Below are 24,177 nucleotides of genomic sequence, written 5' to 3'. Positions count from 1 at the left end.
ATGACCGATCTGAGCCTGACCCTGCACGCCGCCAACCAAGCCGTCATGCTGGACGACAGCGAACGCCAACCGTGCGAAATCTGGACCCGCGTGATGGGCTACCACCGCCCCGTCTCGTCCTTCAACACCGGCAAAAAAGGCGAGTTCTACGAACGCAAATACTTCCAGGAGCCGTGCGCGGCCGCCTGCCACTAAGATGGAAGCGCGCCTGGTGAGGATGGACGGCGGCGCCACGGCGCCGGCGACGCGACAGTTGAAGGTGGGCGGCATCACGCCGTTCAGCGCCACCGACTACCCCGGCCAATTGTCGGCCGTGGTGTTCGTGCAGGGCTGCCCCTGGCGCTGCGGCTACTGCCACAATCCGCATCTGCAGGCGCGCCCGGCGCACAGCCCCTTGCCGTGGCAGCACGTGCTCGCATTGCTCGAGCGCCGCGTCGGCCTGATCGACGCGGTGGTGTTCAGCGGCGGCGAGCCGACCATCGACCCGGCGCTGGCCGGCGCCATGCGACAGGCACGCGCGCTCGGCTTCAAGATCGGCCTGCACACGGCCTGTATCTACCCCGAGCGGCTGGCCGAGGTGCTGCCGCTGGTCGACTGGGTCGGCTTCGACATCAAGGCGCCGTTCGCGCACTACGCCGGCATCACCGGCGCGCCGGACAGCGGCGAGCAGGCGCAGGCCTGCGCCCGCGTCATCGTCGACAGCGGCGTCGACTACGAGTGCCGCACCACCATCCATCCGACGCTGCTGCGGCCGCACGACATCGTCGCGCTGGCCGGCACCTTGGCCGGCATGGGCGTGCGCAATTACGTGCTACAGGAGTTCCGGCCGGAGGGCTGCAACGACGCGGCGCTCAAGGCCCACGCGCAGCCGGGCTACCCCGGCCAGGACGTGATCGCCCAGGTCGAGGCGCTGTTCCCCCGTTTTACCCTGCGGCGGCCCCATTAGCGTCCAGGCATCCTCGAAATTCTTGATGTGTATCAAAGAAACCGACCTTGGCCGAGTGTGACAATGTGCTCAACAACAACACGAAAGCAAAAGGAAATCGAATGAGCAGCATTGGCAATTACCTGGAACAGGATCACCACGACTGCGACCAGCGCTACGCCCACGCCGAGGCGCTGGTCAACCAAGGCGACTGGGACGGCGCCGGCGCCGAATTCGCCGTGTTCCGCCGCCAACTGGAGGGCCACCTGGCGATGGAGGAGCAGGTGATGTTCCCGGCGCTGGAGCAGGCCATGGGCAGCGCCAACGGCCCCACCGCCGTCATGCGCGGCGAGCATGGTCACATGCGCGCCATCCTGCAGGACATGCACGCGGCCATCGCGCAGCGCGAGCAGGACGACTTCTTCGACCACGCCGACACGCTGCGCATGCTGATGCGCCAGCATAATCTGAAGGAGGAAGGCATCCTCTACCCGATGGCCGACCGCATGCTGGCGCCGCCGCAGGTAGCGGCGGTGCTGGCGGCGATGGCCGACATGGCCAAATCCAGCCACCACCAGGCACCGCTCGGCCACAGTCAACTGGAAGGAGTCGCATGATGAACCTCCCCTACGATGAAGGCGACGACTGGGAGGAAAGCGTGCTTGACGTTGGCGGCCTGGCGCCGCCGGAGCCGATGGTGCGCGTGTTGGACGCGCTCGACCGCATCGGTCCCCGCCAGCGCCTGTGCGTGCTGATCGACCGCGAGCCGCATCCGCTGTACGGCATCCTGGAGAAGAACGGCTACGCCCACCACACCACCGTGCGCGACGACTACCGCTTCGAAGTACGCATCTGGGAGCCGCTGCGCGCCGGCCGTCCGGGACAGGCGGAAGCTCAACGTTGACAGCCGTAGCCGCAGCCGCCACGCCATCGGTACGGCGCGTGCTGGCGTTCGAGCGAAATCCACCGCTGTCGGCGCCGCTGCGCTACTTCCTCAGCGCGCCCTTGTTCGCCGCCTTGGCCGCCGGCCTGCTGCTGATGCAGGGCGCCGACGCGCTCAGTTCGCGCTGGTCGCCGGCCACGCTGGCGCTGACCCATCTGCTGACGCTGGGCTGCCTGAGCATGACCATGGTCGGCGCCCTGCTGCAACTGCTGCCGGTGGTGGCCGGCGTGGCCCTGCCGCGCGCCGCCCTGGTCAGCAACGTCGCCCACCTCGGCCTGTGCGCCGGCAGCCTGCTGCTGGCGGCCGGCTTCTGGCTGCAACGTCCGCTGCTGTTCCAGCTGGCCCTGGCCACGCTGCTGCCGGCGTTACTGATGCTGCTCGCCGCCTGCGCATTGGGGCTATGGCGCCACGCCGGCGAGCTCAAACAACAGGCGCGCGGCGACGCCAGCCCCACCGTCACCGGCATCCGCCTGGCGCTGGCCGCGCTGGCCGTCACCGTCACCCTGGGCGGCCTGCTGGCCGCCGCCTTCGCCTGGCCGGCCGGCTTCGCCAGAACGGTGTCAGCGGCGTCGCGCGCCGTTGCCGCCGCCTGGAGCGTCGCCTTCTTCCCCGTCGCACCGAACACGCCGTCACTACCCACCCTGCTCGACCTGCATGTCGCATGGGGCTTGCTCGGTTGGCTAGGCGTACTGGTGGCCGGCGTCGCCTTCCAGGTGATTCCAATGTTCCAGGTCACCGAGCCGTATCCGCCCTACCTGACGCGCTGGTTCGGCAAGCTGGCCTTCCTGCTGCTCGCCGCCTTGAGCCTGGGTTACGCTCTCGGCGACGATGCCGGCGATGGCCTGCCGCGCCGCGCCGTGGCGCTGCTGCTGGGCGCCGTGTTCGCGCTGTTCGCGCTGAGCACCTTGTGGCTGCTGGCGCGGCGCAAGCGGCCGCGCGCCGAACCGACCACCATCTTCTGGCGCTGCGCCATGGCCAGCCTGCTGGCGGCGCCGCTGGTCTGGCTGCTGCCCTACGCGGCGACGGCCAGGCCGCTGGCGCTGGGCGTGTTGATGATCGTCGGCTTCGGACTGTCGTCGATCAACGGCATGCTGTACAAGATCGTGCCCTTCCTGGTCTGGTATCACCTGCAGCCGACGCCGGCGCGCGCCGCCGGCCTGGTGCCGGGGGTGAACCGCATCATCGCCGAGCGCCACGCGCGCTGGCAGCTCGGCCTGCATCTGCTGGCGTTGGCGCTGCTGCTGGCGGCCTGCTACCAGCCGGCCATGCTGGCGCGGCCGGCGGCGGCGCTGCTGTGCGCGTCCTGCCTGGCCTTGTGGTGGAACCTGTTCGCGGCGGTGCGACTGTACGGCCGCCTGAGCGCGCTGGCACCCAAAGCTGCAAACGGTATTTGAAGCGTGAAGGCCGTTGTGGCAGCCGCTAACTTACGGCGGCGCGAAGCCCGGGCAGGTGCGGGACCCTCCCGGCCAGGAACTGCAGCAAGGTGCGCGTCCTCAACGGCTGGTATTTGCGGGATGGGTACACCAAGTGAACCGCCTGGGAAGCCATCTGCCATTTTGGGAGCAGCTGAACCAGCGCACCGGTGTCGATCAAATCCTGGACCAACCATGCCGGGGCTGTACCCAAGCCTATCCCCGCAAGAAAGCATTGGCGCAGGGCCAGCGAACTGTTGACGCGATAACGCCCCGTGGTCGCAACGACAATTTTTTCAGCTGCATTGGAAAATTCCATCATGCTTCCGGAGGCGATTCCCGCATAGCGAATGTATTCGTGCTGCGCCAGGTCTTCGGGCCGGCGCACCTTTTGGCTGCGCTTGATGTATTCGGGCGTCGCCACCAGCACACGCGGCGACGACGCGATATGCCGCGCCACGACGTGGGGCGGCAGCTCATCGCCAAGCCGTATGGCCACGTCGACCCCTTCCTCGATCAGATCGATCACCCGGTCGTTCAGAACGAGCTCGATTTCGATCTCGGGATAGGTGGCAAGAAATTCGAGCAATAGGGCATTCAGGCGCAGTTCTCCCAGTCCCACGGGCGCATTCACCAGCAGCGTTCCGGCAAGCCGTTGTGTCTGACCCCGCACATCCGCCACCGCGTCGGCGTACTCCTCGATCACGCGCTTGCTGCGCTCGTAGAACCGCGCGCCCTCGTCGGTCAGCGTCAAACTGGTCGTCGTTCTCTCCAACAACCGGACCCCAAGCTTGCGCTCCAGCGCGGCGATGACCTTGCTGATCGTCGGTTGGCCGGTATTTTCCTCGCGGGCCGCAGCCGAAAAACTGCCCAATTCGACCACGCGCGTGAACAGTCGCAGCGACTGAATTGAATCCAAGTCATTCTCCTGTGGCATAGGCTATATTCAATTCTCTCACGTTCCTGTGCCATTTGGAATGACATAACATTTCGTCTCCACCCCTCTTTTCCCAGGAAACCTGATGAACACAGTAACGAAAACATCCTTGGACGGCGCCCATGTCGTCGTATTTGGCGGCAGCACAGGCATTGGTCTGGCGACGGCCAAGGCCGTAAAAGCGCAAGGCGCCACCGTCACCCTCGCCGGACGAACACTGGCGAAGCTCGCGGCGGCTGCCGGCGAAATCGGCGGCGCCCGGACAGCGGTCGCCGACATCGCGGATAGAAAAAGCGTTGAAGCCGTATTCGACGGCATGACGCGGGTCGATCATCTGGTGATCACCGCCGGTGGTCTGCCTGTCGGCAGGTTGGCCGATACGGATCCGGACCAACTACTGTCGGCGGTCAAGGAACGTATCGCCGGCGCGCTCTATGCCATCAAAGCCGCCCTGCCGCTGATGCCGCCCACCGCTTCGATCGTCTTGACGGGCGGGCAGTATTCGGACCGTCCGGCGGATAACGGCACTGCGGTCGTCGCCGCCGCTGTGCGCGGCGTGGAAGCGCTGGCGCGAGCCCTGGCTCTCGAACTCAAACCGATCCGGGTCAATGTCATCTCGCCCGGCCTCGTTGAAACGCCACTGTTTGACTCATTCGGTACGGAGGTTCGCGCCGCGATATTCAAGCAGGCGGCCGATACATTGCCTGGGGGCCGCGCCGGCTATCCGGATGAAGTCGCGCAGGCGATTGTATTGCTATTGAGCAATAGCTACATGAATGCCGAAGTCTTGCACATTGACGGCGGTGGCCGCTTCGTCTAGACACGGGATAAAGTGGCTCGGTATGGCGAGGCATATTTACCGATTCTGCTGTGTCATGCAGAGCCACATCCAGTCAGTCGCGGCAGCGCAGCACGGCGGCGCCGTCGACGTCGCCGGCGCGCAGCGCGTCCAGCGCCTTCTGCGCGTCGCGCAGCGCGAACGCCGTGGTGCGGGTGCGCAGCGGTAGCTCGGCGGCGATGCGGAAGAAGGCCTCGCCGTCGGCGCGCGTCAGGTTGGCGACGGAGCGCACGCTGCGCTCACCCCACAACAAGGCGTACGGAAAACTCCGGATGTCGCTCATGTGGATGCCGGCGCAGATCACACTGCCGCCCTTGCCGACGTCGCCCAGCGCCTTCGGCAGCAGATCACCGTTGGCGGCGAAGATGATGGCGGTATCGAGTTCCTCCGGTGTCGGCTCGTCGGAACCGCCGGCCCAAACGACACGCAGTTGACGCGCGAAGTTCTGCGCGCGCACGTCGCCCGGACGGGTGAAGGCGTACACCTCGCGGCCCTGGTGGCGCGCCACCTGGGCAATGATGTGGGCCGCCGCGCCGAAGCCATACAGGCCGAGGCGCTTGCCCGGCCCCGCCATGGCGTAGGCGCGGTAGCCGATCAAGCCGGCGCATAGCAGCGGCGCCACCTGTTCGTCGTCGTACCGTTCCGGCAAACGGAACACATAGCGCGAGTCCGCCACCATGTATTCGGCATAGCCGCCGTCGCGGTGGTAGCCGGTGAAGCTGGCGCCGTCGCACAGGTTCTCGCGCCCGTCACCGCAATAAGCGCAATGGCCGCAGCTGCCGCCCAGCCAGGCGACGCCGACCCGCTCGCCGACGGCGAAACCGCTCGCCTGAGAGCCGGCCTGCACCACATGGCCGACCACCTCGTGGCCCGGAATCAGCGGCAGGCGGTGCGCCGGCAGCTCGCCGTCGACGATATGCAGGTCGCTGCGGCAAACGCCGCAGACACTTACGCGCAGCAGCAGCTCGTGCGGCGCCGGCACGGGAATCGCCACGCGCCGCAGCACCAGGCCCAGGCCGGGCTGCTCCAGCCGCATTGCGGTCATGCTGCGCTCCGACGCTAGGCTGAACTGGCTATGCATGGCTTACCCCGGTATCGATCAGAGCATCTGATCGACTTTGAGGAAGTACTTGCGGGCGTACTTGAGCAGTTGGCCGTCGGTCGGATGATCGACCGTCTCGACACCCATCACGCATTTGGCGACGCCTTGGTGATGCTGTTCCAGGTGCTTCATGAAGGCCTGCTTTTCCAAGCCGGGGCCGACCAGCAGGATCTCGCGGGCGCCGTTCAAGGCGCTGGCGACGGCGTTGAAGTAATGCGCGCTTTCGGCGCTGTTGGCCTTGTTGTGCGGGTGGCTGGAATGAGTCTTGATGACCTCGGTCTCGGCCGCCGCGGGATTGAAGTGGATGACATGGGCCTGTGCGTGGTCGATCCAGGCAACAACATGGTTTGATAACATGAACAATCTCCGTGGTAGCGCCAGCAACTCTGGCCACTCAATGTAACTTGCGCCCCCCGCCAAGTCATCGGTCGCGTTTGACGCAGATCAAAATTCTCCGGAAAATGCCCGCCCGCCATCTGCGCTGGCGCAAGATCGACACCGGCTTGTTGACCAGGTTGGCCAGGTCGGCGCCGGCCGCCAACCTGACTTGGCGCGCGTGCACCGCCACGATCTGCCGCCGCCCTTCCTGCCATCATCAGATCAAATGGTCGGATCGATGGCTCAATTGAGCGCGCTGGCCGGGCCGAAGAACTCGTAGTAGGTCTGCGCCTCCGGCACGCCGAGCTCCTTCAGGTGGCCCTTGACGGCGCGCATGAACGGCAGCGGGCCGAGGAAGTAGGCGTCGACGTCGCGCGTGGCCGGCAGCCAGGCGGCCAGTTGGGCGCGGTCGAGCAGGCCGACGGCATCCGGCTGCGCGCCGCCCTCGCTCGCCTCGGCATAGCAGTAATGGCGCGTCATCTGCGCATGGCGCTGCGCCAGATGGTCGACCTGGCTGCGGAAGGCGTGCACGCCGGCGTGGCGGGCGGCGTGGATGAAGTGCACCGGCCGTCCCGTCTTCAAGGCCGCGCCCAGCATGGCGATGGTCGGCGTGATGCCGACGCCGCCGCTGATCAGCACCAGCGGCCGCGCGCTGTCGCGCAGCGTGAAGTCGCCCGACGGCGGGAACAGCTCGACGCTGTCGCCCACCACCAACCGGTGCAGGTGGCCGGAGACCTTGCCGCCCTCTTCGCGTTTGACGCTGATGCGGTAGTCGCGGCCGTTGCTGACGTCCGACAGCGAATATTGGCGACGCATCTCGGCGCCGTCGACCAGCACGCGCAGGCCGATGTACTGGCCTGGCGCGAATTCGAGCACGGCGCCGCCGTCGGCCGGCTTGAGCACGAAGGAGGTGATCTCGCTGCTTTCCTCGACCTTGGCGGCGATCTGGAAACGGCGCGCGCCGCGCCAGCCGCCGGCCGCCGCCTCATGCCGCGCGTAGACGCCGGCCTCCTCGCCGATCAGCAGGTCGGCCAGCTGGCCGTAGGCGGCGGCCCAGGCCTCGATCACCGCGTCGCTCGCCACCTCGGCGCCGAGCACCTCGCGGATCGCCTTGAGCAGGCTGGCGCCGACCATCGGATAGTGCTGCGGCAGGATCTGCAGCGCGACGTGCTTGTTGACGATGGCCGAGGCCAGCGGTCCCAGTTCTTCCAGGCGGTCGATATGCTTGGCATACATCAGGATGCCGTTGGCCAGCGCGCGCTGCTGGGCGCCATTCTGCTGGTGCGCCTGGTTGAACAGCGGCGCCACCTCGGGGAAGTCGGCGAACAGTTTCAGGTAGAAGTGGCGGGTCAGCGCCTCGCCGCCCTGCTCCAGGATGGGGACGGTGGCGGTGACGATGGCGCGGTGTTCGGTCGATAGCATGGCGTGCTTCCTTTCATATGTGGAGGAACACATCTTAACATGTATTTAAAATGAATGTTAAGCGCGACCCAACCACCTGCCGAAGATCGCCATCAGGGTTTTACGGATTGACTTTGCCGGGCCAAACACTTACATTCACGATGTTTTCATTTTATGGAGCCCCGTCATGGGCAGTTGTTCAGGTGATTGTAGTGGCCAGCGCCTAGCTGGCACCGCCGGAACAAGATAAACGCAGAACCCTTCTTCTGCCGTCATCTTGCTCCTCGCGGATGATGGCGTCCCACCGGGCCGGAGTACTTCCGCCCCGCTGATGCTGCAAGTTCTCACTCCTGGTTTCGCCCCTCGTGGCCCGCGCCTTGGCGCGCCGGTTTTGCCGTGCGCGTGTCGCGTGGCCGCGCGCCTTGTCACCAAGGCGTCACGATGGGCTGTCAGGATGCAAGCGTCGTTCGTCAGTATCACTACGCCACAAGTCAAACACGTCGTGCCCGTCCTTACCGACGGGCGCTTGATCACGACCGGATGCGCCTCGGCCATCCCTTGTAGCGAGAATTAGTATGCAAAAATCGTTCCTCCCCTTCGCCGGCTTGACGGCCGCCCGTCCCCTGCGCAGCTGGCTGAAAAAACTCGGCCCCGGCCTGATCACCGGCGCCGCCGACGACGACCCGAGCGGCATCGCCACCTATTCGCAGGCCGGCGCCCAGTTCGGCCTGAACCTGCTGTGGACCATGTTCTTCACCTACCCGCTGATGGTCGGCATCCAGATCATCAGCGCGCGCATCGGCCGCGTCACCGGCAAGGGGCTGGCCGGGAACATCCGCCTGCACTACCCGCGCGCCCTGCTGTACGCCATTGTCGGCCTGCTGTTGGCGGCCAACACCATCAACATCGCCGCCGACGTCGCCGCCATGGGCGACGCGCTGGCCCTGCTGGCCGGCGGCCCGGCCCACCTGTACGCCGCCGGCTTCGGCATCGTCTCGCTGCTGCTGCAGGTGTTCGTACCCTACAGCCGCTACGTGCGCCTGCTCAAATGGCTGACTCTCGGCCTGCTGGCCTATGTCGGCGTGGCGTTCGCCGTGCAGATCTCCTGGCCGCAGGTCGGCCTGGCCCTGATCGCGCCCAAGCTGGAGTGGAACGCCGCCACCATCACCACCGTGGTCGCCGTGTTCGGCACCACCATCAGCCCCTACCTGTTCTTCTGGCAGGCCTCGCAGGAAGTCGAAGAGATGCAGGCCACGCCCGGCCGCCAGCCGCTGATCGAGGCGCCCGAGCAGGCCCGCGCCGGCTTCCGCCGCATTCGCATCGACACCGCGCTGGGCATGGGCTTCTCCAACCTGGTGGCCTTCTTCATCATCCTGACCACCGCCGTGACCTTGCACGCGCACGGCATCGACACCATCCAGACCTCGGCCGACGCCGCCACGGCGCTGCGTCCGATCGCCGGCGAGTTCGCCTTCCTGCTGTTCGCCGCCGGCATCATCGGCACCGGCCTGCTGGCCGTGCCGGTGCTGGCCGGCTCGGCCGCCTACGCCATGGCCGGCGCCTTCGACTGGAAAAAGGGCCTGGAGCACAAGCCGGCCATGGCCAAGCGCTTCTACGCCATCATCGCCGTCTCCACCCTGGCCGGCGTGGCGCTCGGCTTCATGCCGATCGATCCGATCAAGGCGCTGTACTGGAGCGCCGTGGTCAACGGCGTGATCTCGGTGCCGATCATGGCCGTGATGATGTTGATGAGCGCGCGCGTCGCCGTCATGGGCCGCTTCGTCATCACCCGCCGCCTGAAGTGGCTGGGCTGGCTGGCCACCGGCGCCATGGCGCTGGCCGTGGTCGCCATGTTCGCCACGCTGGGCCAAGGCTAAAACAGAACACCATCAGAAAGGACCACACCCGATGACCCGCAAAAAATACACCACCCCACTGATGCTGCAGCTGGCCGCCGGCCTGCTGGGCGCCGCCGGCCACGCCGCCGCCGACGAAACCATCGCGCCGCAAACCTGGGCGCTGCACGGCCAACTGACCAACGTCACGCAAAAACACTCCGGCTTCGACGCGCCCTACCAGGGCCAGAACAGCCTGGACGGCCACGGCCGCACCGAGCAGACCACCGACCTCACGCTGTACGCCGGCCTGCGCCTGGCCAGCAACACCGAGCTGTGGATCAATCCGGAGATCGACCAGGGCTTCGGCCTGTCCAACACCGTCGGCATGGCCGGCTTCCCCAGCGGCGAGGCCTACAAGGTCGGCGCCAACACGCCCTATCTGCGCCTGCCGCGCGCCTTCGTGCGCAGCGTGTTCGCCCTCGGCGAGGAGCGCGAGGCGCTGGCCGGCGGCGCCAACGTGCTGGCCGGCAGCCAGGCCAGCGACAATGTCACCGTCACCTTCGGCAAATTCTCCGTCACCGACATCTTTGACGGCAACCGCTACGCCCACGACCCGCGCGGCGATTTCCTCAACTGGTCGGTGATCGACGCCGGCGCCTTCGACTACGCCGCCGACGCCTGGGGCTTCAGCTACGGCCTGGCGGCGGAATGGAACCGGGGCACGCGCAGCGCGCGCGCCGGCCTGTTCCAGCTGTCGAGTGAACCGAACGGCAAGATCACCAGCGTCGACAGCAAGGCCTACATGCTGGTGGCCGAACTGGAACAACGCTACCAATGGCGCGAGCACCCCGGCAAAATCAAGCTGCTCGGCTTCGCCAACCACGCCAACATGGCGCGCTACGACGACGCCGTGCGGCTGGCCCGGCGCGACGGCGGCGTGCCGGACCTGGCGCAGGTGCGCCGCAGCGCCTGGCGCAGCGGCGTGGCGCTCAACCTGGAGCAGGAACTGGACGGCGACGTCGGCCTGTTCGCCCGCGCCAGCGTCAACGACGGCGGCAAGGAGGCCTACGAGTTCACCGAGATCAACCGCTCGCTGTCGCTGGGCGCCGTGGTCGGCGGCGCGCGCTGGGGCCGGCCGCAGGACAGCGTCGGCGTGGCCGCCGTCGCCAACGGCCTGTCGCACGCCGCGCGCGGCTACTTCAGCCAGGGCGGCATCGGCATCCTGATCGGCGACGGTGGCCTTAGCTACGGTGCCGAGAAAATCGTCGAAGCCTACTACTCGGCGCATTTGAACCAGCACCTCAGCCTGAGCCTCGATCTACAGCGTGCCAACAACCCGGCCTACAACCGCGCGCGCGGTCCGGTGAACATCTACGCCATGCGCCTGCACGCCGAGTTCTAAGCCGCAGTTCCACGCGCCAGTGCGCCCGCCGACGCGCGCCCGCAACGGGCGCCGTCGGGCGTGTGCGATCCGCTCGCACAAGCTGGCGGCAAGGCTGGCAAAATTGACAAGACAGCCTTAAAATAGACAGCTCCCCCAGCGCCCGCCACAGCGGCGCTATGCGGCAAGACGGCACACACAACGCCGCCGCACCGACTTGCAGAAAGATCGTCAATGAGCCTAGCCAATGCTATCGCCGTCCTGACCATGATCGTGCTGATCGGCCTTGGCTTGGCGCTGTGGCGCTTCCAGCGCCAGTGCCTGACGCTGTCGGCCCAGCAGAGCAGCACCCTGCTCGCGCTGCAAATCCAACTCACCCAACAAATCGACCGCCACACCAGCAACCAGCACGCCTTCAACGCGGCGCAACTGGCCGCCGCCGACGCGCTGCGTGCCGACTTCCTCGCCCTTGGCGAGCAGCTGAGCCAGCACAGCCTGGAGCAGCTGGCCGCCGCGCTCGGCGAAGTCATCGCCGACTTCAACCAACGCATCGTCGCGCAGTTCAACCTGCAGCTACGCACCTTGTCCGACATGGTGGCCGTCAATCTCGATCTGCACGACAAGCAGCGCAACGAACAGATGGAGACCATGCACCACACGCGGCGCCTGGCCGAGCAGGTCGAGCGCGGCACCCAGGCCTTCCGCGAACTGCTGGCCGACAGCACGGCGCTGGCCGGCATCGGTGCACAACTGCGTCAGGGTCTGGAGATCATCGGTCCGCGCCAGGAAGGATTGGAGACGGCGGCGCAACGGCAGGAGCTGGCGCTGCAACAGTCCGCCGAGGCGCTGGCGCAGCTGCGCCAACAACTGAGCGACTTCGAGTCGCAGCTGGCGGCGCAGGGCAAACGCGCGCTCGACCAAAGCGGCGCGCGCGCCGTGCAGAACGGCGCGCTGCAAAAGGAGATGAACGACAACCTGAACAAATCGCTGGCCGCGCTGGGCAAGCAGTTGGCCACCGTGCAAACCAAGCTCAGCGCCGACATGGCGCCGATCGGCGAACAACTGCGCCGCGTCGCCGAGCTCTCCAAACGAAAATAGCAAAGCAGCCAAGGAAGCAACGCATGGTCAAGAGTCCAAGCGTAGTATCAAAACCCCGGGGTAAGGAACGCCGGGGTCAGTGCCGACATTCGGACACGACCTCATCCCTAGCCTTTCCGCCGAACTTTTTAATGCTGGGTTCGTGTACGAATGTCGGCACTGACCCCGGCGGTGCTGACCCCGGCGGTGGACCCCGGCGGTGTTTGTTGACCCCGGCGGTGTTCGAAAACGGATTTATCTGGATAGAAAAGGAAAACAATGTCCAATATCGCGCACGAGGGCTTGCTGGAGCTCATCTTGAAATTCGTCGAGACTTTACCGTCCATTATTCAACAGGCATCCGCGAGTCCATTGGGAATTCTGGCCTTGTCGATCATCTGTATTTCGCTCATCGCCGCCTACTTCTTTTGGAATGCTCCGGTCGCCGCGAAAATGTCTGTATTTCTCGTCTTGATGGTTGGCGTGCTCGCGTACGGCGCGTCCATCGGTAAAGCGTCGGAGGGTAATATGCCGAAGGGGAAAATCGTTCCGGCGGCCGGCGTGGACTGCAGTTTCGCCTGGGTCTACTTGGGCAGTTACGATGTCAAGAGCGCCCGTTATACGCTGCTCCGTTTCAAGTACAGCGATATTTACCGCCATTCGTCCTACCCGCAGCGAGGCGACGCACTAGTAACGTTGAACGAGATGTCTTTGATCGACGCCGAATATCTAAGCAAAAAAGAATGCAGCGATACGCCGCCGGAAGGCTATAAAAAAGAAAAAGAGGCTCTTTTCAAGATTGGCCATGTCGAAAAAAATACTGCGCTATCGGTCGCCCAAATTGCGCTGCTGCCGTATGCCGGCGCATCCGTCACCTATGTCTGGGCCCGCATCGTCGTCAAATGAGGGAGGCCGGACTTGCGGCCTCCCTTTGACATCGACCGCGCGCAACTCTAGGCAGACTCAAATCTTGCGGTAGAAATCCGCCGGCGCCATGCGGCTGGCCGGCGCGCCGGCCACGTTGGCGGCGCGCAGCACGTCGCTGGCGAAGGTGGTGCACTGGCGCGACTGCGCGCTGAAGCTGTAGTGGCGCGTGCGGTATTCGTCGATCTTGGCCATCGCCGCCTTGGCCTGGGCCGGGCTGAGCGCATAGCTGCGCGTCTTCACGCCCGGCTTGGAGAAGGCCTGGTCGTCGCGGTGCACCACGCCGGGCACGCCGGCGCGCAGCTTGCCCAGATCCTTGCGCGGGTCGTAGCGGCTGTAGTTCTCCGGCGAGAAGCCCCAGGTCTGACGGCCGCCGGCCGGCCCCTGCAGCGAAACGAAGGCGTGGCCGGCCAAGTCGGGCGGGGCGCCGGCGCCGGCCGCGCCCTGGTGCATGTACGCGCCGATCACCAACTTGTGGCCGGCCTGGCGCGCCTGCAAGGCCACCGCCTGCTGGGCGCGCTGCGGCATGCCGGGCGGCGCCAGTTTGGCCTGCACCGGCGGCAGACGAAACGCGGCCGCGCGGCTGCCCATGCGGTCCGCTTCGGCCTCCAGCCCGTGATCGTTGACCACCACCGTGCCGCCGCCCTGCGGCGCGCGCACCCGGCCGGCGCGCTGCTGCAGCACGTGGGTCAGCTCATGGCCCAGCAGTTGCTGGCCGCGCGCCGTGTCCGGTGAATACTGGCCCGGCGCGAAGTAAATGCTCGATCCCATCGTGAAGGCGTGCGCGCCGATCGACTGGGCCTGCGGTCCCTGGTAGATGCGCACGTCGGAAAAATCGGCCTTGAAGAAGGCCTCCATCTTGCGCTGCACCGAGTCCGGCAGGGCGCGGCCGACGCTGCCGGCCAGCTGCAGTTGGCCGGCGGCGAGCGGTATGATGTTGGCGTCGGCGCGGCGCTGCACGGCGCCGGACCGCGCGCCGGAGGACGGCGCGCCGACGATGCCGTGTACAAAATGCGCTTGAATCAGTACACCCCTTGAATTGGCCATGTCACTCTCCCTCGTTGAGCGCGATGCCGCCGCTCTTGATCTTGCCCGACGCCTGGGCCTGCGGCGGTGTCGCCGGCGAATGTGGCGACGTGGTCGCCGGCGCGGACGGCAGCGCCGCTGCCGCCTGGTGGCTGCGATACTGTCCCGACACCAGCCCTATCGCGAAGCACAGCGCCAACAGCAGGAACTGCGCCACGCCCAGCCAGACCAGCATGCGTTTGTTGAATGAAAATCGATATTCCATTTTTTGCTCCTAGCCTTCGATCAGACGCGCCAGCAGCGATCGGCGCGGCGGCTCGCCGGCCGACGCGGCGCCGATCGGCTCGCCCTGTTCGTTATACAGAACCGGCTCGCCCACCGGCTTGCCGTCCTTGAAATGAATCACCTCCTGGCGCGCGCCGTTCAGATGGAAACGCGTTTGCGCGCCGTGGCGCTTGCCGTTGACGTAAGGCGTCACCATCAGCAGCTTGCCGGCCGGGCTGTAATCGCGCTGCTCGCCGTGCGCCAGGCCGTTGAAGAATTGCGCGCTGCGCGCCAGCGCGCCGTCGGGATAGTAGTAGCTGGCGGCGCCGTGCTGGCGGCCGGCGACGTACTGCACCTTGCTGCTGATCTGCTCCGCGTCGTCGTAGGTGCAGCTCAGGCCCTCGCGCAGGCCGTCGCAGTATTGGACCTCGGCCAGCAGGTGGCCGTCGCCGAACAACTGCGTCCTGCCGTGCTGCAGGCCGCGCCGGTACAGCGCGCGCTGGCTCGGCCGCTGCATCTCGTCGTACAGCACCAGCAAACCGTCCAACAAACCGCCGACGAACTGGGCGCGGCTGGCCAGCGCGCCTTGCGGCGTATGGCTTTCCACCTGACCGTTGAGCGGACTGGCGACGGGGCTCGGCGGCACGATACCGGCCGGCGGCGATGGCGGGGGCACGCTGCTCATCTCAGTTGATCTTGACGATCCCTCCCTTCAAGGTCAGCATGCCGCCACCATCGACCGTCTGCGAAGCGGAACCCTTGTTGGTCAGCGAAATGCCGGCCTCGTTGACCATCGTCGTGCCGGCCTTGTTCTCCAGCGAGGTGCCGGCCTCGTTGTTCATGCTGGTGCCGGCCTTGTTGGCGAAGGTGGTGCCGGCATTGTTGGCCAAGCTGGTGCCGGACTTGTTGCTGAGCGAAGTGCCGGCCTCGCAGCTGAAGCTGCCGTCGGTCTTGATGCTGATGTTACCTGCAACCGTGATGGTTAAATTTCCATCCACTTTCAACTCGTAGTTGCCGGTCACCTGATGCGTGAAGTTGCCCGTCACCTTGTGCGTGAAATTGGCTTGGTTGACGTGCTCCTCGTCGCCCTTGACGTTGACGCTGCGCTCGCCCTTTTCCACCGCCAGGCTGTCCTTGCCCTCGACCACCCGCGTGCTGCGGCAGTTTTCGACCACCGTGTTCATGTCCTTCTGCGCGTGCAGATACAGTTCCTCGGCGTCGAGCTTGTCCTCGAAGCGCAGCTCGTTGCCGGCCTTGCCGTCCTTGCTGGAACGGCTGCGCATGGTGCTGCGCGTCTGATTGGCCGGCAGCGGCTCCGGCACCGTCTGCGTGGCGTTGTAGACGGCGCCGGTGACCAGCGGCCGGTCCGGGTCGCCGTCGAGGAAGCTGACGACGACCTCCTGGCCTATGCGCGGCAGGAAGAAATTGCCCCAGCCCTTGCCGGCCCAGCTTTGCGCCACGCGGATCCAGCAGGAGCTGTTCTCATCGTTCTTGCCGCGCTGGTCCCAGTGGAACTGCACCTTGATGCGGCCGAAACTGTCGGTCCAGATCTCCTCGCCGGCCTTGCCGACCACGGTCGCCGTCTGCGTGCCGAGGATGCGCGCACGCGAGGTGCGCAACGGCGAACGGAACGGCAGGCTCTGCGGAAAAGCGTCGAAGCTGTTGCTGTAGCTGTCGTGGCTGAGATTGTGCAGCACCCGCTGCAGCACATAGCCGGCGTTCAGATCGGCGCGGTAGTGGCCGGCCAGCGCAAAACGGTGGCCGGCGGTGAAGGCGCGGCAGCTGCTGTCGCCGCGAATGGCCTGGCGGCCCTGCGCCAGCGACTGCATGCGCCGCGTCGCCAAGGTGCCGCCGTCGGCCGCCACGGCATAGCCGCCGGGGTATTCGTAGACGCGCATGCGGCCGCCCTTGCCTTCGGCGGCGGCGCTGAGCGGCGCGTCCGGCGTCTGGAAACTGAAATCGCCGCTGGCGAACTTGGCCGGCACGGCGCACTGTTCGGCTTCGCAGCGGTACACCAGGTCAAAGGCGTCGCGGCTGATGCCGGTTTCCTGATAGTGGGCGCTGGTCAGGCCGGTGCAGGCGGGATATTCCCCGCCGCCGTCGAACAACACCAGCGTGTGGCTGCCGGCGGCGTGTTCGAAGTAGTAAAAAATCCCCTCTTCTTCCATCAGCCGCGAGACGAAGTGGAAGGCGCTTTCGTTGTACTGCACGCAGTAGTCGCGCGTGCTGTAGCTGCCACTCAGGCTGTTGCGGTAGTCGCTGAAACCGAATTCGTCGAACAGGGCGGTGATGATCTCCGGCGCGCTCTTTTGCTGGAAGATGCGGGCGTCCACTTCCAGCAGCAACCACCACAGCCAGGGCCGCAGTTCGGCGCGGTAGCTGGCGCCGCCCGGCAGGCCGCCGGCCTGCACAAAGCGGCTGATCACGCCGCTGAAGTAGCGTTTTTTGCCGTCGGCCAGCGTGACGCTGGCGCTGGCGCTTTGCCCGACCACGCTGGAGAAATCGATCGCCGCGTCGGCGGAAAACAGTTCCAGATGATAGACGAAGAGCTCGCCCATGGCCTCCTCGCCGTGCAGGCCGACCAGCGTCAGCTTGCCGCCGGCGCCGCTGAAACCCAGGGCCAGGACGTCGCCGCTCATGGCGCCTCCCGCCCGGCGGCCCAGCGCGGCAAGGCGAAGCTGGTGCGGTGCTGCGGCGGCGCCAGCGCTGCCGCCGCCGTTGCCGCCGCTGTTGCCGCTGTTGCCGATGCTGTCGGCGCAGCGGATGGCCGCGGCGCCGGCGGCCCGCTCGCCACGGCCTGCCTGGCGCCGCGCTGTTGGCGCAACCAGGTGGTCCAGCCCAACTGGCCGCTGTTCAGTTGTGCGGCGCGATCCAGTTCGGCGTCGCTGGCCGTCAGCAGCAGCGTGATCTGGACATCCAGGTCCTGGCGCAGATAAAAGCGCACCAGGAAGGTCAGCACGTCGTGCGCCGCGCCACCCGGCAGGAAGGAACGAAAGTGCTCCAGGTCCATCGGGCCGAGCTGCAGGCCGATGGCGCCGTCCGGCTCCCAGGCGCGCGCGCCGAGCACCATGTCGACGCCGAGCGCGCAATTGCGGCCATGATGCGGCCCCAGCGCGCTCTGGAAGCGCGGCTCGATGTCGAGCCAGCGGCCGCGATGCTCCTGCCCCTCGACCGGCACGGCGAAGGCGTCGGCCAGCATGGCCAGCAGGCCGGCCATCGAGCGGCTCTGGCAGGCCAGCAGGCCGGCATAGCGCAGCAGCATGCGGCTGGCCACCGGCGCGGCCGGCGCCACCGCCGCCGGCGCGGCGCCCTGGCCGGCGCCGACGCCGACGCCGACGCCAAGCGCGGCGGGCCGGCGCAACCACGGCAGGGTCAGGCCCTCGCCGAAGCCGATCAGACGGTACAACATGCGCTCGACCGGCGCCTCGCCCGAGGCGCCCAGCGCCAACCGGTGCTTTTTGCGCGCCCGGTAGAAGAAGGACAACAGACGGTGGTTGAAGATGTCGAGGAAGTCGCGGGCGTCGTCGTCCGGGCCGTAGCGCGGCGGCGGATCGATGCCGGCCACGCCGCCGTCGGCGCGGGCGCACTGCTGCACCAGCTCCGTGTAGGGCGCCGGCAGCGGCCCGTCGGCGCCGGCCAACCCCATGAAGGCCACCTCCAGCACCGTGCGCTCGTAGGCGTCCGGGCCGTGCGCCTGCATCAGATCGGCCAGCGGGAACTCGAAGCCGATGGCCGAGCGCAGGGCCACCGCCTCGCGTCGCGGCTCGCTGCCGGTGCCCAGCGAAACCGTTTCCGGGCGCGCCTCCTCCAGCAGGCGCACGGCCTGGAAGAAGTCGAAGTCGGCCGGCCGGCGCAGCAGCTGCGCCGCCGGTCCGCTCAACAGGCGGCGGTCGCGGGGGGCCATGCTTTGACTTTCTCTTCGCCGTGGGTCGCGTTGACGCAGGCGAAGGAATTGATCGGGGTGTACAGGCAGAAGAAGCGTTGCAGCACGGCGGCCAGCATCAGCGGCGTGCCGTCGCCGTAATTGCCGTCGGCCAGATCCAGGGTGATCTCGAAGCCGCGGCGGAAGCCCGGCGCCGGCCCGCCGCGCACCGGCCGCACCACCGGGCGGCACTGCACCCGCCTGAGCGCGCGGATATGTCGTGCGCCGCCGGGCGCGCCGACGCTGGCGCACAGTTCGAGCAACTGGCGCAGCGTGGCCAGACTGCCCGCCTCCGGCTCGGCCGACAGCTGCTCCAACGTCAGTTGGTTCAGGTGGAGCAGCGAGACCAGCCGCCACAGCTGGCCGCCGTCGAGCGGCGGACTTTGCTGGCGGCTGGGCTGGTACAGGCAGCGCACCGGCAGCACGCCGGCCGCCGGCGCCGCCAGGAAGGTGGCGCCGCCGGGCGGATCGGGGCGGATCGTGGCGGCCAGTTCGCGGTTGGTGCACAGCGTGCGGGCGGACACCAGAGGGGCGTGCGGCAGGCTCGGGTGGTGATCCAGTTCGGCGAAGGACAGCTGGATTTCGGTGCCGCCCATGCCGGGCGCGGCGGCCGGCACCCGGCGCGCCATCCATAAAGCCGTGTGGTGGTCGAGCGGCGCCTCGCCGGGGCGGGCCAGGCCGAAGCCGTAGTAAGGCGCCAGCGCCATGGCCGGCTGGCCGTCGGCATAGCTGGCGTCGACCGAGAGGATGCTGTGGATTTCGGTGCTGGCCTCGCGCCGCGCGTCGGGACTGAGGCGGTATTCGACGCTGCGCTGGTCCAGCCGCAGCGTTTCGCTGGTGCGTGGGAACAGGTTGATGGCCGGCGTGCAGCCGAGCAGGAAATCGCCGGCGCCGACGCGCAGGCCGGACGGCGCCTGGCCGTTCAGCAGGAACAGCAGGTCGACGCTGTCGCCGATGCCGCCGGCCGGCGCGCTCAGCGCATGCAGCCGCGCGGCCAGATTATGCGCCTCGAAAAAGAGGAACTTGCGCGGGAAGGCGAAGAACTCTTGCAGCAGGCGGTAGGCCGGGTGGGCCTGGCCGGCGGCCGGCAGCACCGCCTCGTCGGCGGCGTAGCCGACCTCGCGCCAGCCCGCCCGCATCGCCGTTTGGCCGGCGCCGCCCATGGCGTCGGCGCAGTCGCCGTCCGGCGCCACCAGCAGCAGTTCGGCGACCTGGCACAACAGCAGTTCGTACAGCGGCCCGGCGCGGTCCCAATCGCCATGCAGGTGGAAGCGCAGGCTGTCCGGCGCGATGGCGCCCTCGCCCGCGCCGAAGCTGGCGCCGGCGCCGCAGCGCAGCCGCAGGCGCAGCACGCTGGCCACTTCCGGCCGCTCGGCCAGGCCGCGGTGCAGATGCGGCGCCTCCAGTCCGGCGTAGTCGACCTGCAGCGGCCATACCGTCAGCGGATAACAGGTGCGGAACTGGCAACTGATCTCCTCGCCGCCGGCCTCGGCGCGCCGCGCCGCCGCGTGCAGCGGCGTGCCCGCCTCGATGGTGCGGCCGGCGGCGGCCAGGCCCTGCTTGTGGTCCGGCGCCAGCTGCACGATGGTCATCGACGGCAGCGGCGCCGTCACGTTCGGCAGCAGCGCCTCCAGCAGCGCGCTGGCGATCTCGGGGAATTCGCTGTCGAGTTCGCGCCGCACCCGGCCGGTCAAAAAGGCGAAGGCCTCCAGCAGCCGTTCCACATGCGGGTCGGGCGACTCGGCGCCACCCAGTTCCAGCCGCGCCGCCGCCTGCGGATGGCGCCGCGCGAATTCGGCGCCGGCGTGGCGCAGGTAGTCCAGCTCGCGCTGATAGTAGTCCAGCATTTCGTCGCCGCCGCTGCGCATCATGCCGCCCCTTTCTCGGCCAGGGCGGCGACCTGGAAGGCCACCGGTTCGAGCCGGCCCTCCAGCATCACCCCGGCGCGCACCGTCACGTCCAGCGCCTGGCGGCTGTGGCCGGGCAAGGCCAGCTCGACGTCGACATCGCGCAGACGCGGCTCGAAGGCGACGATGGTCGAGCGCACCAGCGCCGTCAAGCGCTGCCGGTCGTCCAGGCTGCCGGTGTAATAGGCCGAATAATCCGGCAGGCCGTAATCGAGCACGGTGCGTTCGCGCTCGGCCAGCTGGGCCATCGAGGCGGCGCAGCGGGTGTTGAGCAGACGCGCCAGCTCGGCGCCGATGGAGCGTTCCAGCGCCGACAGCGCCAGCTCCAGGCCGTCGCGCCGGCCCGGCCGCCACGGCAGGAAACCGGCTTCGGCGGCGTCGCCGCCGAAGCGCTCGAACAGGGGCGCGCGGGCGCCCTGCAACAGGTCCAGATCGGCCATGCCTTAGGCCGCGGTGTTGGTCTTCATGTCCCACTTGCCGGGGGCGTTGCCCTGCTTGGTGGAATCGGTGTTTTGCGCCGTGTAGTCCCACTGGATCGCGGTGAAGTTCAGGGTCAGCGTTTCGGCCGGCTTGTCGCCGCCCGAGGATGCCGCGCTGACGCTGGAAATCAGCACCTCCTTGAGCGTGAAGACGATCATCGGCATCACCGCGCCGCCCTCGTTGCGCCCCACCGTCACCTTGCATTCGCCGATCTTGCGGCCTTCGCAGCACGCCTGGTTCAGCACCGGCGAGGAAACGTCGAGGTACTTCGACAGCGTGAAGTCCTGCACGTTCGGCTTGCCCGAGGTGCGCTCCTTGTTGCTCACGTCGCTGGTCATCTGCATCGCCACCGCGTGGCTGAAGGACAGGCATTCGATCTTGCTCACGTAATCCTTCAACTGGCACTCGCCGCCGATACCAGGCATATCCAAGATAATTACATCCACGTCAGTTCTCCCCAAGGTTGAATATCAGGCGCGGCCACGGCCGCGCCCTGTGTGGTAGCGCCATGCCGGCCGGCTCAGGCGCCGGCCGAGGCGGGCAATTCCGCCACCATGCGGATCGAGGCGGTCAGCTCCTCGAGCTGGAAGTGCGGCCGCAGGAACACCGTGGCCTTGTACACGCCCGGCTTGTTGGGGTCCTCGGTGACGTCGATGCGCGCCTCGCGCAGCGGATACTGCGCCTTCAGCGACTGCGAGGCGTTGTCGTTGACCAGCACGTAGTCGGCGATCCAGTTGTTGAGGTAGGTCTCGACGTTGTCGCGCGTGGCGAAGCTGCCGATCTTGTCGCGCATGATCACCTTGATGTAGTGGGCGAAGCGCGACGCCGCCAGGATGCACGGCAGCTTGGACGACAGCGCGGCGTTGGCGTTGGCCAGCGCCGTGTTGTAGCTGATCGGCTTGTTGACGGTCTGGCCGCCGAAGAAGGCGGCGAGGTTCTCGTTCTTCTTGTGCACCACGGCGATGAAGCCCAGGTCATTGAGCTCCTTCTCGCGGCGGTCGGTGATGGTGACCTCGGTCGGGCACTTCATCACCAGGTCGCCCTCGCCGGTGTTGAAGGTGTGCACAGGCAGGTCCTCCACCGCGCCGCCGCCCTCGACGCCGCGGATCGCCACCGACCAGCCGTAGCGGGCGAAGGCGGCCGTGACGCGCTGCGCCAGCAGGTAGGCCGGATTGCCCCACAGGTAGGCGTTGTGGCGCCGGTTGGCGTCGCCGTCGGTGGGCGGCACGGCCAGGCCGTCGGCGTCGAAGCTCCAGTTGAAGGCGCCGAATTCCTCGAAGGTGAATTGGGTGACCTTGCGGGTCTTTTCGCCATACGGCAGGCGCAGCAGGTAGCGCGGCAGGGTCAGCGCCACGTAGCGCGAATCCTCGCTGTTGCGGAAGGCGCGCCATTCGGCCGCGTCGGCCGCCTCGAAGGTCTTCGACAGGTCGCGCGGCTTGCCCAGGTCGCCGAAACCGGCCAGGTCGAACAGGGCCGGATCGGCCGCCGCGATCAGCGGCGCGTGGGCCATCGCCGCCACCCGCGCCAGTTCCTTCACCAGGATCATGTCGGACGGGCTGCGGCTGATGCTCAGGTCGGCCACCAGCATGCTGTAGGGCGCGCCGCCGAAGGTGCCGTACTCCTCCTCGTAGATCTTCTTGAACAACTGGCTCTGGTCGACGTCGACCGCCTTGGTCAGGTCGTCGAACAGGTCGCCCTTGTTGGCGTTGAGCAGGCGCAGCTTGAGCCGCTCGCCGGTCTCGCTGTTCTTGACCAGGCCGTGCAGGCCGCGCCAGGTGCTCTCCAGGCGCTGGAACTCCGGCGCGTGCATCAATTCGTTGAGGCCCCTGCTGAGTTCCTCGTCGAGCCTGGCGACGGCGTCGCCCAGCGCCTTCAGGATGCCCTTCTTCTCGTCGGACTTGATCTTGTTGGCCGCCGCCTGCTGGGCGAACTCGCGCAGCATGTGGGCGGCGGCGTCCATCGCCTCGGCGTTGCTCGGGTCCAGCACCATCTTGCTGTCCTTGATGATCTTGTCCAGCACGGCCTTGCTCTCGGCGCTGATGGTGCCGGTTTTGTTGTCTACCACTTCGTCTGCCATCTCAATTCTCCTCGCGGACGCCGCGGCGTCCTGTGTATGTTGTCAAGCTAGCCGAGCAGCGCCCGTTGTTCGTCGGACAGGGCGGCCTTCTGCGCCTCGGTGAGGGCGGCCTTCTGCTCGGCGCTGAGCGCCTTCAACTGCTCGTCGCTGGCGGCCTTCAGCGCTTCCGGCGCCAGGCCGGCCAGCGCCTCCGGCGTCAAGCCGGCGGGATCGACGGCGGCGCCCTTGTCGCCCGGCTTGGCCGCCGCCAACTCGACCCAGCCGCCGAACTGGCCGGAGGTCTTGTCCAGCTCCAAAGTGAGGGCGTCGTGCAGGTCGCGGTTGCCGTCGATCTTGGCCATCAGGTCGCGCAGGCGTTGGCGTTGGCCGTACAGCTCCTTGAGGCCGTCGACATGTTCGACCAGGTGGCCCGGCTCGAAGTGGTCCAGTTTGGTGAAGGCGATCTGGCCGGTGGCGATGCCGGGCCGGGTCTTGAACTCGCCGAAGACCAGCTTCGGCCCGATCTTCTCCATCACGCCGTCGAAGTTGTCGCGGTCGATCTCGATGAAGCGCTGGTCGGTCAGCTTGCGCACATCGCTATCCTCGCGCCCCTCCAGATTGGCCAGGATGCCGACCACCAGCGGCAATTCGCGCTTCTTCAGCGCGCCGCCGGTTTCGACCTCGTAGCAGATCTGCACGCGCGGCGGGCGGTTCCGTTCTAACCACTTTTGACTGCTTTCGCTAGACATCGCAAACTCCTTTAACTGTAAGACAGGTGGACAGGAGCGTCGGAACAGGCACCGGCGCCGGATACGAAGGCACAACTAAATACGCATACAAAACCAGTACGGCAAAACAGCCAACACCAACCGGCGGCCGACGGCGCCGCCCTCACTTGCCCGGCGCCGGCCCGGCGGGCCGGGTGCCGCGCCGCACCACGTCGTCCCAGCTGCGGAACAGCGCCATCGGCAGCCCGGCCTGCGGCGCGTGCTGCGGGTCGGGCCGGTAGTGGCCCGAGGCGTTGCTCCACCAACGCAGCGCGCCGCTCTCGAAGTAGGCCTCGCCGGCGTAGCGCACCGGCTCGCCGCGCGCCAGCGCAGGATGGCGCAGGCGCGGATGCATCAAGGTCTCGCCGCCCTGCGTGCGCACGAAGACGTAGCGCGCGTTGGGCACGTACAGGCCGCGGCCGCCGCTGCCGCGCATACCGTAGCTGCCATACCACTCGTGCAGCGAAAAAGCCTGCTCCCGCGCGTTCGGGTCCAAGCCGACCGGCCGCAGGTTGGGATACAGGCGCTGCTGCAGCGGCTGCCGCGCCGGCCCGGCCGCGCCGGCGCCGCCGGCATGGGCCGGCGCCGCCGGCGCCTCG

Annotated in this window: 25 protein-coding genes; 10 read left to right on the top strand and 15 right to left on the bottom strand. The window is 67.4% G+C overall.

Features of this window, described 5'->3' with window-relative positions; genetic code table 11:
* The 5 genes from nrdD to H7U20_RS25230 all read left to right on the top strand — a co-directional run bounded on the left by nrdD (window position 1) and on the right by H7U20_RS25230 (window position 3,262).
* Window positions 1-195: an anaerobic ribonucleoside-triphosphate reductase gene (nrdD, locus tag H7U20_RS25250; RefSeq protein WP_199761904.1), complete on the top strand. Its 195-nt coding sequence runs from the start codon at window positions 1-3 to the stop codon at window positions 193-195.
* Between the two features lie 22 nt (window positions 196-217).
* Complete coding sequence (locus H7U20_RS25245; protein ID WP_199761939.1) at window positions 218-946, top strand: anaerobic ribonucleoside-triphosphate reductase activating protein; 729 nt, start codon at window positions 218-220, stop codon at window positions 944-946.
* Between the two features lie 101 nt (window positions 947-1,047).
* Window positions 1,048-1,542: a hemerythrin domain-containing protein gene (locus tag H7U20_RS25240; RefSeq protein WP_199761903.1), complete on the top strand. Its 495-nt coding sequence runs from the start codon at window positions 1,048-1,050 to the stop codon at window positions 1,540-1,542.
* Entirely contained in the window at window positions 1,539-1,829 is a 291-nt protein-coding gene (locus H7U20_RS25235; RefSeq protein WP_233411071.1) for a DUF2249 domain-containing protein, read from the top strand. The genes H7U20_RS25240 and H7U20_RS25235 overlap by 4 nt, the downstream gene beginning before the upstream one ends.
* Entirely contained in the window at window positions 1,826-3,262 is a 1,437-nt protein-coding gene (locus H7U20_RS25230; RefSeq protein WP_199761902.1) for a permease, read from the top strand. Before H7U20_RS25235 ends, H7U20_RS25230 begins: the two co-directional genes overlap by 4 nt.
* 25 nt (window positions 3,263-3,287) lie before the next feature.
* Here the strand turns inward: H7U20_RS25230 and H7U20_RS25225 are convergent, their stop codons facing one another.
* Window positions 3,288-4,199, bottom strand: coding sequence for a LysR family transcriptional regulator (locus H7U20_RS25225; protein ID WP_199761901.1), 912 nt, complete (start codon window positions 4,197-4,199; stop codon window positions 3,288-3,290).
* Window positions 4,200-4,302: 103 nt separating this feature from the next.
* Between H7U20_RS25225 and H7U20_RS25220 the strand changes: the two genes are divergently transcribed.
* Complete coding sequence (locus H7U20_RS25220; RefSeq protein ID WP_199761900.1) at window positions 4,303-5,037, top strand: SDR family oxidoreductase; 735 nt, start codon at window positions 4,303-4,305, stop codon at window positions 5,035-5,037.
* A gap of 73 nt (window positions 5,038-5,110) precedes the next feature.
* Here H7U20_RS25220 and H7U20_RS25215 read toward each other — a convergent pair whose 3' ends face one another.
* The 3 genes from H7U20_RS25215 to hmpA all read right to left on the bottom strand — a co-directional run bounded on the left by H7U20_RS25215 (window position 5,111) and on the right by hmpA (window position 7,957).
* Window positions 5,111-6,100, bottom strand: coding sequence for a zinc-dependent alcohol dehydrogenase family protein (locus tag H7U20_RS25215; protein WP_199761899.1), 990 nt, complete (start codon window positions 6,098-6,100; stop codon window positions 5,111-5,113).
* Between the two features lie 54 nt (window positions 6,101-6,154).
* Complete coding sequence (locus H7U20_RS25210) at window positions 6,155-6,514, bottom strand: translational machinery protein (protein ID WP_199761898.1); 360 nt, start codon at window positions 6,512-6,514, stop codon at window positions 6,155-6,157.
* Between the two features lie 264 nt (window positions 6,515-6,778).
* Window positions 6,779-7,957 (bottom strand): NO-inducible flavohemoprotein, encoded by a 1,179-nt coding sequence (gene hmpA, locus H7U20_RS25205; protein WP_199761897.1) that lies wholly within the window; start codon window positions 7,955-7,957, stop codon window positions 6,779-6,781.
* A 554-nt stretch (window positions 7,958-8,511) separates the two neighbouring features.
* Here hmpA and H7U20_RS25200 point away from each other — a divergent pair.
* The 4 genes from H7U20_RS25200 to H7U20_RS25185 all read left to right on the top strand — a co-directional run bounded on the left by H7U20_RS25200 (window position 8,512) and on the right by H7U20_RS25185 (window position 13,138).
* Window positions 8,512-9,813 carry an NRAMP family divalent metal transporter gene (locus H7U20_RS25200; protein WP_199761896.1) on the top strand — a complete coding sequence of 434 codons (1,302 nt, stop codon included), beginning with the start codon at window positions 8,512-8,514 and terminating at the stop codon, window positions 9,811-9,813.
* A gap of 31 nt (window positions 9,814-9,844) precedes the next feature.
* On the top strand, window positions 9,845-11,176 hold the full coding sequence (locus H7U20_RS25195; RefSeq protein ID WP_199761895.1) for a carbohydrate porin: 1,332 nt from the start codon (window positions 9,845-9,847) through the stop codon (window positions 11,174-11,176).
* Between the two features lie 213 nt (window positions 11,177-11,389).
* Window positions 11,390-12,253 carry a hypothetical protein gene (locus H7U20_RS25190; protein WP_199761894.1) on the top strand — a complete coding sequence of 288 codons (864 nt, stop codon included), beginning with the start codon at window positions 11,390-11,392 and terminating at the stop codon, window positions 12,251-12,253.
* 258 nt (window positions 12,254-12,511) lie between these two features.
* On the top strand, window positions 12,512-13,138 hold the full coding sequence (locus H7U20_RS25185) for a hypothetical protein (RefSeq protein ID WP_199761893.1): 627 nt from the start codon (window positions 12,512-12,514) through the stop codon (window positions 13,136-13,138).
* A gap of 57 nt (window positions 13,139-13,195) precedes the next feature.
* Here H7U20_RS25185 and H7U20_RS25180 read toward each other — a convergent pair whose 3' ends face one another.
* The 11 genes from H7U20_RS25180 to H7U20_RS25130 form a co-directional block, all read right to left on the bottom strand.
* Window positions 13,196-14,203: an eCIS core domain-containing protein gene (locus H7U20_RS25180; protein WP_199761892.1), complete on the bottom strand. Its 1,008-nt coding sequence runs from the start codon at window positions 14,201-14,203 to the stop codon at window positions 13,196-13,198.
* A 1-nt stretch (window position 14,204) separates the two neighbouring features.
* On the bottom strand, window positions 14,205-14,447 hold the full coding sequence (locus tag H7U20_RS25175; RefSeq protein ID WP_199761891.1) for a hypothetical protein: 243 nt from the start codon (window positions 14,445-14,447) through the stop codon (window positions 14,205-14,207).
* A gap of 9 nt (window positions 14,448-14,456) precedes the next feature.
* Complete coding sequence (locus tag H7U20_RS25170) at window positions 14,457-15,131, bottom strand: toxin-antitoxin system YwqK family antitoxin (RefSeq protein ID WP_199761890.1); 675 nt, start codon at window positions 15,129-15,131, stop codon at window positions 14,457-14,459.
* A 1-nt stretch (window position 15,132) separates the two neighbouring features.
* The gene (gene tssI, locus H7U20_RS25165) at window positions 15,133-17,085 is read right to left on the bottom strand and encodes a type VI secretion system tip protein TssI/VgrG (protein WP_199761889.1); all 1,953 of its coding nucleotides are present in this window, start codon (window positions 17,083-17,085) and stop codon (window positions 15,133-15,135) included.
* Entirely contained in the window at window positions 17,082-18,350 is a 1,269-nt protein-coding gene (gene tssG / locus H7U20_RS25160) for a type VI secretion system baseplate subunit TssG (RefSeq protein ID WP_199761888.1), read from the bottom strand. Before tssG ends, tssI begins: the two co-directional genes overlap by 4 nt.
* Window positions 18,323-20,239, bottom strand: a complete 1,917-nt coding sequence (gene tssF, locus H7U20_RS25155) for a type VI secretion system baseplate subunit TssF (RefSeq protein WP_199761887.1) — start codon at window positions 20,237-20,239, stop codon at window positions 18,323-18,325. The genes tssG and tssF overlap by 28 nt, the downstream gene beginning before the upstream one ends.
* On the bottom strand, window positions 20,236-20,715 hold the full coding sequence (gene tssE / locus H7U20_RS25150; RefSeq protein WP_199761886.1) for a type VI secretion system baseplate subunit TssE: 480 nt from the start codon (window positions 20,713-20,715) through the stop codon (window positions 20,236-20,238). Before tssE ends, tssF begins: the two co-directional genes overlap by 4 nt.
* Before the next feature lie 3 nt (window positions 20,716-20,718).
* Window positions 20,719-21,201, bottom strand: coding sequence for a type VI secretion system tube protein TssD (locus H7U20_RS25145; RefSeq protein WP_199761885.1), 483 nt, complete (start codon window positions 21,199-21,201; stop codon window positions 20,719-20,721).
* 74 nt (window positions 21,202-21,275) lie between these two features.
* Window positions 21,276-22,832: a type VI secretion system contractile sheath large subunit gene (gene tssC, locus H7U20_RS25140; RefSeq protein ID WP_199761884.1), complete on the bottom strand. Its 1,557-nt coding sequence runs from the start codon at window positions 22,830-22,832 to the stop codon at window positions 21,276-21,278.
* A gap of 47 nt (window positions 22,833-22,879) precedes the next feature.
* Window positions 22,880-23,560 carry a type VI secretion system contractile sheath small subunit gene (gene tssB, locus H7U20_RS25135; RefSeq protein ID WP_199761883.1) on the bottom strand — a complete coding sequence of 227 codons (681 nt, stop codon included), beginning with the start codon at window positions 23,558-23,560 and terminating at the stop codon, window positions 22,880-22,882.
* A 142-nt stretch (window positions 23,561-23,702) separates the two neighbouring features.
* Window positions 23,703-24,177, bottom strand: a 475-nt coding sequence (locus H7U20_RS25130; protein WP_199761882.1) for a hypothetical protein, incomplete at its 5' end; no start/stop codon positions are given.

The sequence above is a fragment of the Rugamonas violacea genome (assembly GCF_016461825.1).
GTDB lineage: Bacteria > Pseudomonadota > Gammaproteobacteria > Burkholderiales > Burkholderiaceae_D > Rugamonas.
This window is presented reverse-complemented; position numbering and strand designations above follow the sequence as displayed.